General features: G+C 36.8%; 20 protein-coding genes. 6 read left to right on the forward strand and 14 right to left on the reverse strand.

What is annotated here, in order from left to right:
- Positions 1-179: 179 nt before the first annotated feature.
- The 3 genes from ACWPWS_RS16540 to ACWPWS_RS16550 all read left to right on the forward strand — a co-directional run bounded on the left by ACWPWS_RS16540 (position 180) and on the right by ACWPWS_RS16550 (position 1,926).
- On the forward strand, positions 180-701 hold the full coding sequence (locus tag ACWPWS_RS16540) for a 3'-5' exonuclease (RefSeq protein ID WP_309512734.1): 522 nt from the start codon (positions 180-182) through the stop codon (positions 699-701).
- Positions 702-886: 185 nt separating this feature from the next.
- Positions 887-1,450 (forward strand): hypothetical protein, encoded by a 564-nt coding sequence (locus ACWPWS_RS16545; protein WP_454047260.1) that lies wholly within the window; start codon positions 887-889, stop codon positions 1,448-1,450.
- A 35-nt stretch (positions 1,451-1,485) separates the two neighbouring features.
- Entirely contained in the window at positions 1,486-1,926 is a 441-nt protein-coding gene (locus ACWPWS_RS16550; protein ID WP_454047261.1) for a GNAT family N-acetyltransferase, read from the forward strand.
- Between the two features lie 179 nt (positions 1,927-2,105).
- On the opposite strand, the gene ACWPWS_RS16555 is transcribed toward ACWPWS_RS16550, so the two are convergent.
- From ACWPWS_RS16555 to panD, 8 genes are all read right to left on the reverse strand, one after another.
- Positions 2,106-3,617 (reverse strand): protein kinase domain-containing protein, encoded by a 1,512-nt coding sequence (locus ACWPWS_RS16555; protein WP_454047262.1) that lies wholly within the window; start codon positions 3,615-3,617, stop codon positions 2,106-2,108.
- Positions 3,618-3,622: 5 nt separating this feature from the next.
- Positions 3,623-4,900, reverse strand: coding sequence for a PP2C family serine/threonine-protein phosphatase (locus ACWPWS_RS16560; protein WP_454047263.1), 1,278 nt, complete (start codon positions 4,898-4,900; stop codon positions 3,623-3,625).
- Positions 4,900-5,943, reverse strand: coding sequence for a TerY-C metal binding domain-containing protein (locus tag ACWPWS_RS16565; RefSeq protein ID WP_309512738.1), 1,044 nt, complete (start codon positions 5,941-5,943; stop codon positions 4,900-4,902). The genes ACWPWS_RS16560 and ACWPWS_RS16565 overlap by 1 nt, the downstream gene beginning before the upstream one ends.
- A gap of 18 nt (positions 5,944-5,961) precedes the next feature.
- Positions 5,962-6,600, reverse strand: coding sequence for a vWA domain-containing protein (locus tag ACWPWS_RS16570; RefSeq protein ID WP_454047264.1), 639 nt, complete (start codon positions 6,598-6,600; stop codon positions 5,962-5,964).
- Positions 6,601-6,686: 86 nt separating this feature from the next.
- Positions 6,687-7,364, reverse strand: coding sequence for a TerD family protein (locus ACWPWS_RS16575; RefSeq protein ID WP_034698935.1), 678 nt, complete (start codon positions 7,362-7,364; stop codon positions 6,687-6,689).
- A gap of 27 nt (positions 7,365-7,391) precedes the next feature.
- Positions 7,392-7,967, reverse strand: a complete 576-nt coding sequence (locus ACWPWS_RS16580; RefSeq protein WP_103232447.1) for a TerD family protein — start codon at positions 7,965-7,967, stop codon at positions 7,392-7,394.
- 178 nt (positions 7,968-8,145) lie between these two features.
- Positions 8,146-9,174, reverse strand: a complete 1,029-nt coding sequence (locus ACWPWS_RS16585; RefSeq protein WP_454047265.1) for a lysylphosphatidylglycerol synthase transmembrane domain-containing protein — start codon at positions 9,172-9,174, stop codon at positions 8,146-8,148.
- 3 nt (positions 9,175-9,177) lie between these two features.
- Positions 9,178-9,528 carry an aspartate 1-decarboxylase gene (gene panD, locus ACWPWS_RS16590; RefSeq protein ID WP_002976902.1) on the reverse strand — a complete coding sequence of 117 codons (351 nt, stop codon included), beginning with the start codon at positions 9,526-9,528 and terminating at the stop codon, positions 9,178-9,180.
- Positions 9,529-9,927: 399 nt separating this feature from the next.
- Between panD and ACWPWS_RS16595 the strand changes: the two genes are divergently transcribed.
- Entirely contained in the window at positions 9,928-10,218 is a 291-nt protein-coding gene (locus ACWPWS_RS16595; protein WP_002976900.1) for an HU family DNA-binding protein, read from the forward strand.
- Between the two features lie 299 nt (positions 10,219-10,517).
- Here ACWPWS_RS16595 and pdxH read toward each other — a convergent pair whose 3' ends face one another.
- Entirely contained in the window at positions 10,518-11,159 is a 642-nt protein-coding gene (pdxH, locus tag ACWPWS_RS16600; RefSeq protein ID WP_105681321.1) for a pyridoxamine 5'-phosphate oxidase, read from the reverse strand.
- A 24-nt stretch (positions 11,160-11,183) separates the two neighbouring features.
- Here pdxH and ACWPWS_RS16605 point away from each other — a divergent pair, with 24 nt between their 5' ends.
- Positions 11,184-11,732 carry a YqgE/AlgH family protein gene (locus ACWPWS_RS16605; protein WP_454047266.1) on the forward strand — a complete coding sequence of 183 codons (549 nt, stop codon included), beginning with the start codon at positions 11,184-11,186 and terminating at the stop codon, positions 11,730-11,732.
- 103 nt (positions 11,733-11,835) lie between these two features.
- On the forward strand, positions 11,836-12,417 hold the full coding sequence (locus tag ACWPWS_RS16610) for an N-acetylmuramoyl-L-alanine amidase family protein (protein ID WP_454047267.1): 582 nt from the start codon (positions 11,836-11,838) through the stop codon (positions 12,415-12,417).
- An 85-nt stretch (positions 12,418-12,502) separates the two neighbouring features.
- Here ACWPWS_RS16610 and ACWPWS_RS16615 read toward each other — a convergent pair whose 3' ends face one another.
- From ACWPWS_RS16615 to ACWPWS_RS16635, 5 genes are all read right to left on the reverse strand, one after another.
- Positions 12,503-13,318, reverse strand: a complete 816-nt coding sequence (locus ACWPWS_RS16615; protein ID WP_454047268.1) for an aminotransferase class IV — start codon at positions 13,316-13,318, stop codon at positions 12,503-12,505.
- Between the two features lie 78 nt (positions 13,319-13,396).
- The gene (locus ACWPWS_RS16620) at positions 13,397-13,783 is read right to left on the reverse strand and encodes an START-like domain-containing protein (RefSeq protein ID WP_034696870.1); all 387 of its coding nucleotides are present in this window, start codon (positions 13,781-13,783) and stop codon (positions 13,397-13,399) included.
- 188 nt (positions 13,784-13,971) lie between these two features.
- A complete protein-coding gene (locus tag ACWPWS_RS16625; protein ID WP_454048199.1) occupies positions 13,972-15,147 on the reverse strand; it encodes an aspartate aminotransferase family protein in 1,176 nt (391 codons plus the stop codon).
- Between the two features lie 96 nt (positions 15,148-15,243).
- Positions 15,244-16,983 (reverse strand): OstA-like protein, encoded by a 1,740-nt coding sequence (locus tag ACWPWS_RS16630; RefSeq protein WP_105681325.1) that lies wholly within the window; start codon positions 16,981-16,983, stop codon positions 15,244-15,246.
- Between the two features lie 3 nt (positions 16,984-16,986).
- Positions 16,987-17,460 carry a Fur family transcriptional regulator gene (locus tag ACWPWS_RS16635; protein WP_002976876.1) on the reverse strand — a complete coding sequence of 158 codons (474 nt, stop codon included), beginning with the start codon at positions 17,458-17,460 and terminating at the stop codon, positions 16,987-16,989.
- Between the last annotated feature and the right edge of the window lie 61 nt (positions 17,461-17,521).

The raw sequence follows: 17,521 nt of genomic DNA on the forward strand, positions 1-17,521 counted from the left end.
AGACGATAAACTTATAAAGTTTTTGATAGGAATATTTTTAAAACAAAAGTTAAAATTAAAAAACACAGAAGTTCTTTACAGTCCGAAAATAACTTCCAGCTTCCCTCTCCCATCTTCCATCTTCTATCCTCCATCCTTCAACTAATTTCAATATCTTCGTTTTCTAAAAACTATTTCCAATGAGCTACATCATGGTCGACATAGAGTCAGACGGCCCGATTCCAGGAGATTTTTCCATGGTATGCTTCGGAGCAGTACTTGTGAATGAGGAACTGGACACCACCTTTTATGGAAAACTGAAGCCGGTTTCTGAAAAATTTAACCCTGATGCTTTAGCGGTTTCCGGTTTCAGCAGAGAAGAAACAATGAATTTTGATGATCCGGAAAAGGTAATGCTTGCCTTTGAAGACTGGATTAAAATACATTCTAAAGGCAGACCAATATTCATCAGTGATAATAATGGTTTCGACTGGATGTTTATCTGCTGGTATTTCCATCATTTTATCGGACGGAATCCTTTTGGCTTTTCTTCGAGGAGACTTTCTGATCTTTATTGCGGACTGGAAAAAGATACTTTTGCCCAATGGAAACATCTGCGTAAAACCGAACATACCCACAACCCGGTAGATGATGCCAGAGGAAATGCCGAGGTTCTGCTCTACATGAAGGAAGAGATGGGACTGAAAATAAGTTTTAAATAACCTTTACAACTTATGGGAAAAGATACTTCAATCTTTATGAGGATCTACAGCACAGACTGTATCATACCCAAACATTCAGAGGTTTTATTAACGACAGAAAAAAGGCTCTGAATAATGATAAAATCAGCTTCGACAGAATACTGGAGACTATCAAAAATGATATCAACAATATTAGGCCTGAAGATATGCTGGAAATCACGTTGTTCTTTAGAAGTCAGATTGAGCCTCTCTTTCATCTTGATTCCTGGGAAGCAAGAAATGAATATTTTGAAACATTATATCAATATTTAGGAATTTTCTGGCTTTACGAGTTTCCTAATGCTGCTGCATATTATGGCTATATGCATCAATACGAAAATTATACTGAGTTCTTCCCCATGAGCATGCTGAAAAATTATCAGTCGGGTATCAGGATCTGCTCAGAAGATTTTCTGCTCTTCAACGATTATGTAATTTTGGTCACAAAGGAAATTCTTGACCGGAAAATACATGAGCATGAGCACAAACTGACCGCAGAAGAGGAAAGAATCGTCAACACAATCAAAAAGGAAAATCAGGATAATAGCCTGCTCTTTGAAATCATTGAAGAGGAAGTACAGTTTCTTGCCAAAGTATTTTATCCCAGTGAAAAAAGTCCTTATAGTCATTCTGTTCTCCATTCTTATTCTTTCTTTCGGAAATCTATAGAAATGAAATCCAGAATTGATGCAAAAAAAAATCCAAAAATTCTTATCTTACAGTCTTATTAATGCTGATATAGCCTAAAACTGGAATTCTAAAAAATATGAGTACTTCCCTTATTTACCGAAAAGCTACTGAGAACGACATCGATTATCTTCTTGATCTGAGAATGAAAACCATGAATCCTCATTATGAGACTTCAGGACTTTCTACCGACAGAGAAACCACCCTGCAAAGGGTTCTGTACCAGTTTGAAAAAGCAGATATTATTCTTTTAGACAATCAACCCATCGGACTGTTAAAAGTAGACCGAACATTTACCAACATTGAGGTTCTGCAACTTCAGATTGATCCCAGCCAACAAGGTAAAGGTCTTGGAAAAAAGATTTTGTCAGATATTCTGGAGGAAGCTTCATTAGCAGGAAAAACGGTGTCATTAAGTGTTTTAAAAACCAACAAGGCACAGCATCTTTACACAAGTCTTGGATTTAAGATTACCGGGGAAGATGAGTATTCTTATTTTATGGAAACGGAAAGGCAGTAAATAATTTTTTTAAAATTTTAGCAAAAGCCGTTGAATGTTTCCTTTGATGAAATAATTTGGTTTTTGTCATTCTGACGAAGGAAGAATCTCATACATAAATAGCATATGAGATTCTTCACTTCATTTCATTCCATTCAGAATGACACTCCCTGAAGCAAGCCTTGATTATAGTTTAGTTTTTACCGATTTGCCATCGTTACATAGATCAGCCTTCCGCCTTCTTCTGCAGACAGCAGTATTTTTTTACCATCTGCCAGCTCAACCATAGAACCGGGTGGAATTTCTTTCTGCTCAGTGACATCTTTCATTCCTGATAAGCCTTGATTTACCAATACCCATTTTCCCTGATGGAATGTGAAATACCCTACAGGCATTTTATCCTGCATTGTCAGGTTTTCATTTCTTATCACTTTCCTGGAAACATGCCATTTGAATAAATACTGATTATGATAAACCATCAGCCTGTGATTTTCCGGTTTCCATACCTCATCATCAAATTTGAAGTATAAGTCTAATATGGGTAAAGTACCCTGATGTGGAGTTCCACAGAACGGACACTTCGGATTGCTGGTATTATCAAAAACATACCATTTTTCAGTACAGCCGGAATTATGGCAAGGCTGTATCAGATCTACGGTTTTCAATAAAGCGGTTTCCCATTCGTTGGCAGTAGGCCGCCTGATGGGATCATGTAATCCGTCTATAAATGTTTTGCGGAACAATTCTGAAATATAAGGCCCCGTAACTGTATAAGGAATCTGCTGAGGATCTCCCCAGAATGCATCCCATTTTCTAAGATGATCAGATTTCACCTGGTTGGAAGAGTTTTCCGGGTGTTCTACAAACATTGCTTTTTCACCCATGGATAATATTTCGTCATTTTCGGAATCCAGATCCCAGATTTTCCCTCCCCGGAGCGGATGTCTTCGTAGCAGATACATATAAATCAGGACAGCAAGGGCATGCAGATCCGTTTTTTGGTCAGGCAGATGTCTGTTTGAATCCTGAAGACTCAAATGTTTTGTTTTCAACACTTCAGGGGCAATAAAATCTGCTGTTCCTATCACTTCCGGCGGAAACAGCTTTGGAACAACAAGCCCGTCAATATCAATAATACAGGCAGATTTTGTAACGGGATCCACCAGAATATTATTGTAAGATAAATCGGAATGCGCCAGCCCCATCTGATGCAGTTTTTTCACTCCCCGGCTGATGTTCACCGCAATCTGAAAATAACTCAGCCAATCTCCGAGTTCTGACTGATCCAGTCTTAAAGGATATTGTTGATTTCTGAACATGGGAGCTGTAAACCATTTTCCCACTTTATCCTGTCCCTGGATATTATCTGAACCGATATATCCTTTGGCAAAATAAAATTTATGATGGTAAACAGGAACCACAATTCCTGTGAGTTTATCTCTTTCCACAATATCGTAAGGCCATCTGAATATTTCGTTCAGAAAGTACTCTGGGGCATTTCCATTCTGTATACTCTGCAGATAAGTAGAAACGATTCTCCTGATCCTTTCTTTTTGTCCTTCATCCAAAGGACTTCGGTAGAAAGCCACCACATATTCTTTATCGGGAGAAAAATAAACATCTTTCACTCCGCCCCTGATAGGGTTTTCATCTACATATTCATAGGATTTGGCTGTGTCCAGAACAGAAACAACTTTAATGGTCTTTTTCATGGGTATCAATAGATTATTGCCAATGTACGGTCATCGTGATTTCCTCTGCTCCAGAAATCACTCCAGATTAAAAGTTCTTCGTCAATTTTATCATCATTCATAAAATCAGCTTTCGTCCGGTCATCATTATTTCCGGCAAGGTCTTCAAAAAGCGATTTCCAGCTTTCAGTGTCTTCCAGTTTATTTTCTGTGATAAATTTAGGATCATAAATACCATCGGTCATCAGCACGAGGTATGAAAAATCCTTAACACAGGTAATCCTGAAGCGGGAAGCCATTGTGTTGTTGAAAATTTCTTTCATGGTGATAAAGCGGGTACCTCCACCCAACTCTCCCACATCCATTCTGTTTAAAAGTTTAACTTCAGAAAAGTGGGTATTGATGAGGTTAATTGGGCAGTCTCCTACTCCAAAACTTAGAATAACATATCCGAAACTGAACTTTTTAAGCAAAGCAAAAATAAGTGTTGCATGCAGATCATTCACAGAAAGAGAGTTTTCTGCTGCTGCCTTTTCTAATCTCTGATAAACAGATAAAACAGCTTCGGATAAAATATTTATAACATTTTGTTTGGCTTCCGAGTGTTCTTCATTAGAGGATTGGGCAGCATATAGACGATTGATATTATTTTCAATCTGATTTAAAATCTCCTCTGAACGGAAAAACTGATTGATTGTTGTTGTAGCCAATCTTGAACCTTCTCTTGCTGCTGTTGCCGAACCTGCTCCATCCGAAACGGAAACAATATTCCAGCCTGCGGGGAAAGTATTTACGGCAAAATCATCTTCCCGGAATTTCCCTTCATGAGCATGGGAGCGTCCTCTTTTGGAAGCCACAACAATTTTTTTATCTGAAAATAAGCCTTTGAATGAGTCTTCTTCAGATTTATAAAAAGCAGCATTTCTATCACTGGGAATATTTTTCCACAAATCTTTCGGATCTGCGTTGACAAACAGCTGGATCTTTTTTGTTTCAATCTGACTTTGATCATGAATGTGATAAAACTGAATGTCCAGATGGTACATATTATTGGTTACCGGAGTTCCTGAAATGGTATTGTTTTCAAAAGTAAGTCCTGCTTCTTCGAGATTCCCGATATTCTGAATTTTGATGTTCGGAAAATCGTCCATGTCAAGATGAAATTCATAAAACTGTTTAGCACTGGCATTCTTCAATACCCAATAAACATCTTTGAATTCTTTTTTTTCTTTGTAAATAATAGCTTGTTCCACAGTCTTCGGTTTAGATTCATCGGCTGATTTCCGGAAAAATTTACCCATCATTAGCCCAAAGTTCTGTTAATATCAAATCCACCTCCGGAAAAACCGTAATAATCCGAAGTTCCACACCATGGACATTTACTGTATCCTTCTCCTCTCAGACAATGAATTCCTCCGCATGAGCAGGTAGCCAGTGCAATGGGATTGGCACAGTGAGGACATGAAGTTCCTCCATCCAGTTCTTCTATATTAATTTTAAGGTGGGTTTTCTGGTTTGAAGAAAGTCTGTAGTACGCTTTTTCATCAATTTTATAGGCGCCATCCAATCTGTAATACCGTGTAGCCATTCCCGGTATGCTGGATTCCGCAAATGCTTTTTTAAACTTCATCAGATAAAGCTTTTCAGTTTCCTGGCATTTTCCGTTCAGTACTACAAAATTATTGTCCGGAAATTTCTGTTCCATTTCAGGATCTACTTTTTCCAGAATAAGGGAATCAATTTTAGATAAATTAATGCCTTCTTTTTTTGCTTCTGTAACACTCTGGCTGGTGGTTTTAATAGAGTCCGTTACCCACTTGAAAAACTCTTTATAGGAATTTTCATCTGAATTATTGAACAGCAAAACATGGTCTGCCAGAGAACCAAGAAGTTTATAATTGGTATTTTCCCCTATAGATACAGCAATCGTATTGGATTTTCCATTGTATTTAGTATTCCATCGTTCAATGGCTTTGGTAGCATCATCGGTAGGCACTCCGTCTGTAAACAGGAAAACAATAGGTTTCCAGTCGCCTTTTCTCTCATAGGTGGTTTTCACAATATCTCTGTCGATACAATCCATTACTTTGATTAAGCCCTGCGAAAGTGACGTTCCACTTCCAATTGGAATCTTAGGGGGATAAAAGCTGATAATATCCTGCATTGGAGTAATCACTTCAGCTTCTCCTGCAAAGCCAATCACAGAGATGTAAACCGTTTCGAGTGAATAGGGATCTTTTTTCAATTCCCTGATGATATTGGCGATACCTTCCTGTACCTGCTCAATAGGTTCTCCTACCATAGATTCGGAGATATCTACTAAAAAATAAATAGGCAGTCTTCTCATGGTGTAAAGACAATTTTTTTAAATAATAATATTAAGCTCCGATGGTGGCGGAGGTAAGGTGATATTTTCTCCCGTATTCTGAGAATGTCCTCCCTGTGTAATGGAAGAACTCACCCATTTGAAAAAGGAAGAAAGCGTAATGGCATCTGTAGTATCCAGTTTTACCACATGATCCGTCAGTTCTTTCAGAAACTGCTCATCTGCTTTCGGACCAGCTGCACACCCTACGATAGCTCCAAATTCCAAACCTCTGATCACAGGGATCATCTGTCTGTATTTCTGGATATCGGAAGGTTTTCCATCCGTAAAAATAAAAAGCAACGGCTGCCAGTCTCCTTTTGCATCGGCCGATTCTTTTACGAGTTCTTTCTGAACCAGTTCAGAAACCATTTCCAAAGCGGCTCCCGTATGGGTTGGGCCACTATCCGGACAGGTAATTTCCATAGGATAAAAACTCGCCAGATCTGTTAATGGTATCATGTTTTTAACCTCTCTATCGAAAGTAATAACACTTACATATAAACTGTCCATCGCCTGCGGATCTGCACGCAGCATGCTGATAAGGCCGTTGAAACCGTTATTCAATGCCTGAATAGGTTCTCCGTTCATAGAACCTGAAGTATCCAATAAAAAATAAGCTAATAATCTCCTGCTCATTATAGACAAATATTAATTCTGAAGCCGGCGGAGGGAGTCGGAGACTTCCAAGCCGGCTTTTATTTGAGTTGAAAAAAAGTGAAAATCTAGTTGGAATAAGCGTACTGCTGTCTCAGAATATCGATAAAGTTATCTGTATTATGCGGCTCACCTACAGCACGGAATTTCCAGTCACCATTATGACGGTATGCCTCTGCAAAAACCATGGCACATTTTCCGTTCATACTTGAATCTCCGGAAAGGCTGTATTTTGTAATTTCTTTTCCTGACGCATCCACCGCACGGATAAATGCATTTTCAATCATTCCGAAATGCTGGTTATTGGTTCTTCCCTGATAAATAGTAACAATGAATACAATTTTCTGATAGCTTTGATCCAGCTGATCCAGCCTTACAATAATCTGCTCATCATCTCCATCTCCGGCTCCGGTTCTGTTATCTCCCGTAAGCCAAACATTCCCGCTTGGGTGCTGCATAGAATTGAAGAAAACCACATCTCCCTGATAAAGTCCCATCTGTCTTCCGTCATTAGTCTGAACGGTTCTTCCAAGATTAGCTACTTTTCCGTTGCCATCTAAAAGAAATGCTACTGCATCAAGGTCATATTCGGCTTCTTTACTGAACAGTTTCCCAAAGAATCCACTGCTTTGTTTTCTGACATCCCATCCTAAACCGATGGTTACTTTTGAAAGATCATAAACGCTTTCTCCGCGGTCATTCTTTCTTAAATCTATCGTTTGTCCTTTCTGTAAATTAATTGCCATAGTTATAGTTTTTGTGTATTTGATGATTTATTTGATGATTTGTCCTTTGTAGTATTTCTCAAGAAAGAAGCCCAGGTCTGCTCTGTATCCTATTCCCGAAGCTTCAAACTTCCAGCTTCCATTTCTTTTGTACAGCCTTCCGAACTCTACTCCTGTTTCAATGGAGAAATCTTCATCCAGTTCATATTTTGCAATTTCCTGGTTGGAATGATTATCTACTACTCTGATGTAGGAATTTCTAACCTGTCCGAAATTTTGTCTTCTTCTTTCAAAATCTTCAATAGTAACCACAAAAAGAATCTCTTCCACTCTTGAATCTACTTTATCAAGATCTATAACGATCGCTTCATCATCGTCACCATCGCTGTTTTTACCGCTAGGATCATCTCCTGTATGGGTAAGCGCTCCGTCCGGAGAATTCAGGTTATTGTAAAAAACAAAGTATTCTTCACTTACTAATTTTCTGTCAGAATCAATCATGATTGCAGAAGCATCCAGGTCAAAATCGTAGCCGGTTCCTTCATTCGGATCCCAGCCTAATCCAATCGTCATTTTCGTTAATCCTATCTCGATCTTTTGCCCTTTCTGTAGATTAATTGCCATAGTGTTTTATATTATGATTATTTTTTGCATTAAGATAGAAGTGATTTACGAATTGACCAAATTTATTGATAAAAAAATGATCTATACAGCTTCATTAAAACGATTTACATCACAAAATGACCATAAAAAAAGGTTCAATTAAAAAATTGAACCTTGTATTGTATAAATGTATTTTTAATTAATTTTCAAATTCTTGATCCGAAACAGCAGCATTTCTTGCTTTTGCCAGCATAGGAATAGAGATCAACCCCATTACCAGCATAATCACAATCTGCAGCGGTAAAGAAATAAAGGAATAGGTGAGCCCCATTTCCCCTCCAAAATCTGCGCTTTTTCCTACTGAAATGAAAAGAGCCATAAAACCGTACTTCATGGCAAGATTATAGGCTCCGATTCCTCCACTGGCAGGGATAATCATTCCCAATGTTCCCACGACAATAATGAAAAAGCCGTCTGCAAAGGTAAATCCTGAGGTTTCAGGAAGAGCAAAGCAGACAAGGTAGGCTGCCAGATAATAGCAAATCCAGATTCCTAATGTGTAAAGGATGAATTTTCCCTTTTCTTTTAATTTAAAGATAGAAGTTAATCCTTGAAAAATCCCATCAATAAAATTAACGACCTTTCCTAAAAACGGAATTCCTGAAAGTTTCTTTTTAAACACAAAAAACAAAACTGTTCCTCCTATCAGAATGGAAAGGATCAATACTATTTTATTAGGATTAATATTCACTCCGGAGTTTTTATAGAATGACAGAATCGCATCATATTTAAACAATAAGGTCAATCCTAAAAATCCCATCATACAAACCAGATCCACCACTCTTTCCAAAATGATTGTTCCAAAAGATTTGTCTACCGGTACTTTTTCCACTCCATATAAAGCTGTAGCTCTCGCCACTTCACCACTTCTCGGAATCGTAAGGTTCATCAGATATCCAAATGATATAGACCAAAGGGCATTGGAGTTTGAAATTCTGTGTCCCATGGGTTCCAGCATCAGATTCCAGCGGATGGCTCTGAACCAGTAAGCAAGAAGACCAAATACGGAGGCAAACAACACCCAGATATAATTAGCTTTAGCCAGTGACTTTTGAATGACTTTAAAATCCAGTCCCCTTAGGGCAAGCCATAAAAAAAAGCCTGCAAAAGCAAGCGATATTACGATTGTAAGTATTGATTTTACCGGACTTTTTGATGTTTTCTCCATGTCCTACGTAAGAAGGTTTGTTTTTTCATCCGGGAAAACGATCTTCGGCTGGAAGTCTTTTGCCTCCTCCGGGGTCATCTGAGCATAAGCAATAATGATGATGATATCATCTTTCTGTACTTTTCTTGCTGCAGGTCCGTTCAGACAAACTTCTCCTGATTTTCTTTTCCCTTTGATCACGTAGGTATCAAAACGTTCTCCGTTATTTACATTCACGATATAGACCCTTTCTCCCACTACCAGACCGGCAGCTTCTATAAGATCTTCATCAATCGTTATACTCCCTATATAATTAAGGTCAGAGGCTGTTACTCTCACCCTATGAATCTTAGACTTGAAAACTTCTATTAGCATGATGCAAATTTATTAATAAAAATTAATAAAACAGGTCTTTCCTATCATATAAAAACTCCCACAAACACAGTGGTTTAATTTCACAAAATACAAGAAATATAAAAATTACTTATAAAGTTAATAATCATATGATCAAAAATATTAATTGTTTATATAGAATTTAGGATTTAATAAATACAAAAAATAATATTAACTTTTTGCTAAAGTCAATAAACATAAGCATTTGGCATGATTTTAGTAACCTGTAACGTAGATTTTCTGTGAAAAGTGGAATTATCATATTTTAACTGATTTGAGTGAAAAGCAAAAAAATTTTACAAGTTTTAATAAAAAAATTGCACAATTAGAAAATAGTACTATATTTGCTATAATTACGAACTAACTTTAATATTAAAAATTATGAACAAGTCTGAATTAATCGACGCAATCGCAAAAGATGCAGGTATCACTAAAGTTGCAGCAAAAGCTGCTTTAGAATCTTTCATCGGTAACGTTACAACTACTTTAAAGAAAAAAGATGGAAAAGTTTCTTTGGTAGGTTTTGGTACTTTCTCAGTAGCTGAGAGAGCAGCTAGACAAGGTATTAACCCTGCAACTAAAAAACCGATCAAGATCGCTGCTAAAAAAGTTGCTAAATTCAAAGCTGGAGCTGATTTATCAAATGCAGTTTCAGGTGCTAAGAAAAAATAATCATTCAGATTACGAAAATTCAAGGGCTGTTTCTTAGAAACAGTCTTTTTTTGTTTTAAAGATGATAGAGAATTAAACCATTAAGAAGTTTTAAGGACGTAAGAATTATTAAGTTTTGGCTAAAGCCTCTATCATTATACATAATAAAAATAAGCGGGCTAAAGCCCACTTCTATTGAATTACAGAGTTTATATTTTCAAGTGGTTTGTCTCATATTAAAAACCACCACTTCTAACTTCTAACTTCTAACTTCTAACTTCTAACTTCTAACTTCTAACTTCTAACCTCTGATTTTCCTATTAAGGTGCCAGTCTTGAAATTTTCCAGTCGAGATCTTCAAGCTGATAAATAATCCTGTCATGAAGACGGTTGGGTCTTCCCTGCCAGAATTCAATTTCATAAGGTCTGGCAAGATATCCACCCCAATTGGCAGGTCTTGGCACCTCAGTATTTTCATATTCCTTTTCTAATTCTTTCAATTTTTCCTCTAAAAACTCCTTGTTAGGAATCACCTGGCTTTGCGGAGAGACAACAGCTCCCAGCTGGCTTCCTTTTGGTCTTGAATGAAAATAACCGTCACTCAGATTTTCTGCTACCTTTTCAAGATCCGCTTTGATAATAATCTGCCTTTCAAGATTGGGCCAGAAAAAATGCAGACATGCTTTATGATTATTTTCTATTGCTTTTCCCTTTCTACTGTTGTAGTTGGTATAAAAAATAAACCCTTCATGGGTATATGCTTTAAGAAGTACCATTCTCGTTCTCGGACATCCATCTTCCTCTACTGTAGAAACCGCCATAGCATTAGCTTCTGAGATCATCGGGCTCTCACTTGCCTCCAAAAACCAGTCTCTAAACTGCTCAATTGGATTTTGTTTTATCTCACTTTCAATAAGTTGGGATTTATCGTACACTTTTCTTTTGTCGTGCAGGTTTTCCATAAATATTTTTTATTAAATTTGAGTATGAATCACTCATACAAAGGTAAAATATTAATCTCGACACCTGACATTTCCGGCGATATTTTTTCAAGATCGGTGGTATTGGTTATTGAACATAATGAAAGTGGTGCATTTGGTTTGATATTGAATAAAAAGAACAGCCAGATGAGTAGCAAGTTCAAAGATTTTTTTGACTTTAAAATTGAGGTTTATGATGGAGGTCCTGTAGAAAACGACAAGGTATTTTTCATCGTAAAGGGTAAACGAATCACAGAGATCTATACAGACATTACTGATGAATACTACCTTACAGAAGATATTGAACGGATCATTAACGCTGTTTTAAGCAGTGAACTGGATATTAATCATATCAAAATATTTTCAGGGTATTCCGGATGGTCTTCGAACCAGCTGGACACTGAGGTTCAAAGGAAAATGTGGACGGTAGTGGATGTTTACAATCTTGATTATACGTTACCCAATGATCAGACGCTTTGGAAGTCTATCATGCAGAATCTTGGAGGAGAATTTCTTCTCTGGGCCAATTCACCTGAAGATATCTCATTGAACTAAAGGCCTATTTTTCGTATCATTCTGATAATTAACAAACTTTAAGATTCCTTTAACCAATTTTAAACAAAGTTTTTCCGTTCTTTGACAAACTAAAATCACTGATATGAAAGGTATTACATTACTTGCTTTATCAATATTTTCTACAGCGTTTTTATCATTTACTCCTATCAACAAAAAGTACATTGTCATAGATGCCGGCCATGGCGGAAATGATTTTGGGGCTACCCATGGTGAAATTCTGGAAAAAAATATTTCATTGGGTGTTGCTAAGGAAATACAGAAGATCAATGAAAGCCAGGATAAATATGAAGTTATTTTAACCAGAGATTCAGATAGCGCTCCTACTCTTGCTGAAAGAACAGATATGATCAACAAGCTGAACCCCGAAATGGTCATTTCTCTCCACGTTAACAGTTCTCCTCAAAAAGAAAGATCTGACAACGGGTTTGAAGTATATGTTCAGAATTCTGATGTTTCAAAGGAATTGGCCGGAAAAATCTACAAGAAATTCAATGCCCGTAAAATTGAGGAACGTAATCTTCACATGCTAAGAGAAACCAAAGCAGCTGCTGTATTGGTAGAACTTGGGTTTATCAATAATTCTGATAACAGGAATTATATTACCAGTGAAAAGGGGCAGAAAGAAATTGCACAGAAATTTGTTGAGATCATCAACGAATATTAAATAAAAATAACAATTTCTGATTTACTCAGAATAAAACCCGGTAAAGGACTTCTGGAACTTTGTTGTTTACCGGGTTTGTCAATTTCTATTGATTAAAACTTTGTTTCCAGCTTTCTACCAATTCGGAGAAGCGGGTCGTTTCAAAAGTCTTATTTCTTATCTTACCTACAGAAAATATGCCTTTCTCATCAGAAATCATTAAAATTTCTTCAGCTTTCTGAGATTCGAATGCAATAATTTCGTGTTCCTGGATATCCGCAAGATTATTCTTATGTAAAAAAGTAACAAAATTTTCCATCAAAGGAGAAATGTATGCTCCTTCAGTCTGCTTGGGTACTTTGATAACATCACCTTCTAAAAAGAGAAGATTTCCGGCAGTAGTACGTGCAATTCTTTTGTTTGGATTGAGAAGAATAACGTCGTCAAGGTCATTTTCCTGCGCATAGATCGCTCCGTAGATATTTTCCGGACAGTGAACCCTGATATTGCTCAGAAGATTGTTATTAACGTTAATTTCTTTAGTCAAATCCAATTCTAAAGGTATTTGATTAACTGCAAGCACATCAGCCATTTCTGTTACTTCATAAAAATAAGAAACAGAAGATTTTGCCAATGTCACGCCATCATTATTTCTGAACACCTGGAAATTGATAATTCCGTTCTTAACTTCTTTCCCTTCTATAATTTCTTTTTGAAAAAGGGTCTGGAAAAACTCCAGCGTATAAGTCAAAGGAATATTCATTCTCATCTTTCTCATGGAAGCCATCAGGAAGAAATAACATTCTTCGTCCATGATCAATCCACCATTTCTTACAAAAAAAGAAACCTTCACTGAGTCGCCCCAAAGAAAAGCTCTGTTCTTTACATTTAACTCGTCTGATGTAAAATATTGATTTTCCAATTTTTGATGTGATTTATTTACAAAAAAATAATGAACGATAAATCGTTCATCAGTTTTATCATTTAATATTGCCCGGTATTATGCCGCACCTAGTTTTATTCTTAGGTTCTCAATAAGATTTTCCCAATACATTGCATTTTCCTCTTCATCACCTTCTTCACAGAAATCTGTAATATTTAAAGCAAGATCTTCTGTAATATCATCAATTGTGATAGTCATTTCAAAGAAATTTTTCGTTCCTTCATCTTCTTCCCATCTGAAACGCACGAAACCTTCAGGCTTATATCTGATCAAAGTGGCCTTCTCAGCAGGTCCTCCGCCCCAGCTAAAAAAGAAATCATCGCCTTTCTCTGTTACCTCATCCGCAAACCATTCAGACAATCCTTCTGCAGTCGCCAGATATTCATATAAAATCTCTGATAAACAGTGCATTGGAAATTCGTAATGGACTTTATGTTTCGCCATATAATCTTTGTTTTATCGTCCCGCAATATATAAATTAATTTTTTTATTACGCAAAAAAACAATTACTTTTTTATAGAATCAGTATGATATTTATCACGGGATTCAAATCCTTATTATGTTAAATATTAGGGCTTAAAACTGCCATGCAAAACATAAAAAAATCTCTCCTTTCCGGAGAGACTTTATCTTTAATTTTCATTCAGTATATCTAGAATAATCTGACATCCTTCTCTGATTTCGTCCACAGATAATGTAAGAGGTGGAGAGATTCTCAGATATTCATTTCTGTACAGCTGCCAGAAAACAATAAGTCCTCTTTCCATGCATTTTTTTGCCACTTCCAGTGTATATTCAGGAGTTCCTAAGTTCACGGCAAGCATCAGACCTTTACCGTTGATATTTTTAATTTTAGGATGAACTAAAAGTTCTCTGAACAACTTCTCTTTTTCTTCTACTTCATTCATTAAACCGCTTTCAAGCACTTCTTTTAAAGTAGCATAACTTGCTGCTGCAATCAATGGGTTTCCTCCAAAAGTAGTAATATGACCTAGTTTTGGTGAATGTGAAAGGGTTTCCATAATTTCTCTGGAACTCATAAAAGCTCCCACAGGAACTCCTCCTCCCATTCCTTTCCCCATTACCAGAATGTCCGGAACGATTCCAAAGTGTTCGAAAGAGAATAATTTCCCTGTTCTTCCAAATCCTGGCTGTATTTCATCTAAAATCAAAAGTGCTCCTACTTCTTCACATCTTCTCTTCAGTTTGATCAGATAGTCGTTATTGGGCACCAGAAACCCTGCTGCTCCCTGAATGGTTTCAAGGATAACACATGCTGTTCTCTCTGTAATTTTATCGAAGTCATTTTCATTATTAAATTCAATGAAAGAAACCATCGGCAGTAAAGGGCGGAATTCTCTTTTATGGGTTTCATTTCCAGAAACGCTCAACGCTCCATGGGTATTTCCGTGATAAGAGTCTTTAAAGGAAACAATTTCTTCTCTCCCTGTATATCGTTTTGCCAGCTTCAAACTTCCATCAATGGCTTCAGCACCACTATTGACAAGATAAGTAACTTCCAGTGGATCCGGAGTAGCTTCTGCCAGCAATCTGCATAATGCTGTAGGTTTTTCCTGGGCATATTCACCATACACCATTACGTGAAGGTATTTATCAGTCTGCTCTTTGATGGCATTCACAATTTTAGGATGCGAATGTCCCAAAGTATTGGCAGAAACTCCTGCTACAAAGTCAAGATATTTCTTTCCGTCTGTTCCATAAATATAGCTTCCTTCAGCTTTTTCAACTTCAAAACCTGCTGCAAACTTTGTGGTTTGTGCCTGATATAGAAAAAAATCTTTATGCATTTCCATTGTCTCCAAAAATTTCAGCAAAGCTATAAAAGATTCATTACATGCTAAAATTAATATACAAAAAAGACCAGTGCTTATTGGTCTTTTCTATTATTTTCTGGTTCGTTTAGGCTTTTTAGCTTCTTCTTTCGCTTTTTCGTCATCTATAGCTTTCTGAGCTTTATCGAATAGCTCACTATCAGCCGTATATTGTATTTCTTCGTTATTCGGAGTGTCTACAAGGATATCCTGCCATTTTCGGATCCGGTCTTTGGTATTCCAGTTAAAATCCGGGAATTTTCTTTTCGAAGGTTCTATCATACTCATAGGATAAGTATCTGATACAGCCCCAATACTACATGAAATTATTTGTAAAGCTCTTTCTTCAAACAATGCTCCGATAATTCCACATGTTGAAAGGGTTATCCCTATTCTTTCCTGTTTTTTTGTTTCCTGATCGGTATCATCAACATATACAATAGCCTGGGCATTCCCCACTACTCTAGCTTCTTTAATTGCATTTTTCTCATAGTAAACCGTCATGAATTTTCCTTTCACCTGGTTGAACTCATCTTTCAGCGTTAGTGAGTCTACTTTACTGATGGCAAAAGCATTTCCGATGACTTTTAATGAATCAATATCTTCCGTCTGGGTATTGAAGTAAGCTTCTACTTTATCTCCGGTAACCTGTTTTTCACCACTCCAAAGAATCGGATTGGTATACATATGCATAATTCCGTCTGTTTCATTGAAGGCAATAGAGTCTGCTCTTCCCTGTGCATTGGATTTATAAATACGGGCCTTTTTGAAGGCTCTCAGGTAACTTTTCTTAACTTTGATATCCAATGAGTCCGGTCTCTGATAAGAGATTATTTTTTCTGCTGCAAAATAAATGGAGTCTTTTTCCATTACTTTTACTGCGTAAGGATTTTTCGTCATCATTGCGGAGTCTTTTTTCTCAAAAATCTCACCGTAACCTCCTTTTATATATCTTTTTTCTTTAGGATCATCCAGGGTTACATTTCCTGTTGCTTTACCGAATCCGGAAATCTGATTGTAATACATATCATCACCGGTAAGAATTTTCTCATTATAATAAATCCTGGAGTTTTTGGTTAGAAAAGCTTCCTTGGAATCCATTTTATAAGTTCCTTTTTCGGTATAGATTCTGTTTCTCGGATTGGTTTTGCTGGTAATGGTTGTAGGACCTAAAAAATCCGCAATTTTTGTATTTTGATTCTGTTTGATGTTGGGACCTTCTATGGTATATTGAGGGGTTTCAATTTTCACATTTCCGGTAAGATCCACCACGCGCGTATTCAGAAAGTAAGTTCCTACTTTGGCATAGGTTACATTCTGCCCGTCAGAGATTGTTCCTCCTGTATTAAAATAAGCCTGATTAGCCAGCCTGTCATAATAGAGGATATCTGTTTTTATGGTTTGTTTAGGATCAGTTAAGACCACATTTTTTCTGGCAACACCTTTTTGGGTATTGGCATCATATTCCATTTCTCCTGCTGTGATTACAGAGCCGTCAGTGTTTTGAAGTCTTGTATTGCCTATTGCTTTTACAAAGTTTTCCTCATTATACAGAATGACTTCATCTGCTGTAAGAATAGAGCCTTGGTGTTCGATCTGAACATGACCGGTAAAATATTGATTCCCGTCGTATTTTTCAGGATCTTTCTTAATTTCGTCCGCGTGGATGATCTTTACTTTATCTTCAGGTCTTACCTGTTTAGGCTGAGTCGGTGAAGGAGCCTGCAAATAAGGATCTCTCTTCACAGGAGTTTTATCCTGCGCAAAACTTAGCGTAGAAATAAAGATTAACAGAAAAAGGGCTATTCTCATTAATTAGTCATTCTTAGTGCCATAGAAATATAGCGAATGAGAATCAATTTTTACGCCAAATGCTTCTTCAATGGCTTCTTTGATTCCTTGGATTCTTGGGTCACAGAATTCAATAATTTCTTCAATCTCTTTATCAGAGTCTTTTTTGTAGATCACCAGGTGGTCATGCTGTTTGTCAAAATAAGACTTTTCATATGATGAAGAGGTCAGTGTTTTTTCTCCGAACTGATGCTTACGGATCAAGCCTGCATCAAGGAAAATTTCAATCGTGTTGTAAATGGTTGCTTTGGAAACATGGTATTTCTTCTGCATCATCAGAAGATACAGATCATCAACATTAAAGTGATGATCCATATTATAAATCTCTTCCAATATCGTATATCTTTCAGGTGTGTTTCTGAACCCTTTTTCTAATAAGTAGTTTCTCAAAACATCCTTGATCAAAGCTATATTTTTTTCTTTTTGTATTGTATCCATTAAAAAAATTATCTACAAATTTATTGAATTTTATTTAAATAGATATTATGGTTAAATACTA

The organism is Chryseobacterium sp. Marseille-Q8038, assembly GCF_965111995.1.

What these genes read in the sequence shown, in the direction of transcription:
- panD (WP_002976902.1), bottom strand. Translation starts at nt 9,528, where the DNA reads ATGCTAATAGAAGTTTTCAAGTCTAAGATTCATAGGGTGAGAGTAACA.
- ACWPWS_RS16570 (WP_454047264.1), bottom strand. Translation starts at nt 6,600, where the DNA reads ATGAGCAGGAGATTATTAGCTTATTTTTTATTGGATACTTCAGGTTCT.
- ACWPWS_RS16550 (WP_454047261.1), top strand. Translation starts at nt 1,486, where the DNA reads ATGAGTACTTCCCTTATTTACCGAAAAGCTACTGAGAACGACATCGAT.
- ACWPWS_RS16565 (WP_309512738.1), bottom strand. Translation starts at nt 5,943, where the DNA reads ATGAGAAGACTGCCTATTTATTTTTTAGTAGATATCTCCGAATCTATG.
- ACWPWS_RS16605 (WP_454047266.1), top strand. Translation starts at nt 11,184, where the DNA reads ATGAATCACTCATACAAAGGTAAAATATTAATCTCGACACCTGACATT.
- ACWPWS_RS16555 (WP_454047262.1), bottom strand. Translation starts at nt 3,617, where the DNA reads ATGAAAAAGACCATTAAAGTTGTTTCTGTTCTGGACACAGCCAAATCC.
- ACWPWS_RS16635 (WP_002976876.1), bottom strand. Translation starts at nt 17,460, where the DNA reads ATGGATACAATACAAAAAGAAAAAAATATAGCTTTGATCAAGGATGTT.
- ACWPWS_RS16595 (WP_002976900.1), top strand. Translation starts at nt 9,928, where the DNA reads ATGAACAAGTCTGAATTAATCGACGCAATCGCAAAAGATGCAGGTATC.
- ACWPWS_RS16540 (WP_309512734.1), top strand. Translation starts at nt 180, where the DNA reads ATGAGCTACATCATGGTCGACATAGAGTCAGACGGCCCGATTCCAGGA.
- ACWPWS_RS16545 (WP_454047260.1), top strand. Translation starts at nt 887, where the DNA reads ATGCTGGAAATCACGTTGTTCTTTAGAAGTCAGATTGAGCCTCTCTTT.
- ACWPWS_RS16585 (WP_454047265.1), bottom strand. Translation starts at nt 9,174, where the DNA reads ATGGAGAAAACATCAAAAAGTCCGGTAAAATCAATACTTACAATCGTA.
- ACWPWS_RS16620 (WP_034696870.1), bottom strand. Translation starts at nt 13,783, where the DNA reads ATGGCGAAACATAAAGTCCATTACGAATTTCCAATGCACTGTTTATCA.
- ACWPWS_RS16575 (WP_034698935.1), bottom strand. Translation starts at nt 7,364, where the DNA reads ATGGCAATTAATTTACAGAAAGGACAAACGATAGATTTAAGAAAGAAT.
- ACWPWS_RS16580 (WP_103232447.1), bottom strand. Translation starts at nt 7,967, where the DNA reads ATGGCAATTAATCTACAGAAAGGGCAAAAGATCGAGATAGGATTAACG.
- ACWPWS_RS16630 (WP_105681325.1), bottom strand. Translation starts at nt 16,983, where the DNA reads ATGAGAATAGCCCTTTTTCTGTTAATCTTTATTTCTACGCTAAGTTTT.
- ACWPWS_RS16610 (WP_454047267.1), top strand. Translation starts at nt 11,836, where the DNA reads ATGAAAGGTATTACATTACTTGCTTTATCAATATTTTCTACAGCGTTT.
- ACWPWS_RS16625 (WP_454048199.1), bottom strand. Translation starts at nt 15,147, where the DNA reads ATGCATAAAGATTTTTTTCTATATCAGGCACAAACCACAAAGTTTGCA.
- pdxH (WP_105681321.1), bottom strand. Translation starts at nt 11,159, where the DNA reads ATGGAAAACCTGCACGACAAAAGAAAAGTGTACGATAAATCCCAACTT.
- ACWPWS_RS16560 (WP_454047263.1), bottom strand. Translation starts at nt 4,900, where the DNA reads ATGATGGGTAAATTTTTCCGGAAATCAGCCGATGAATCTAAACCGAAG.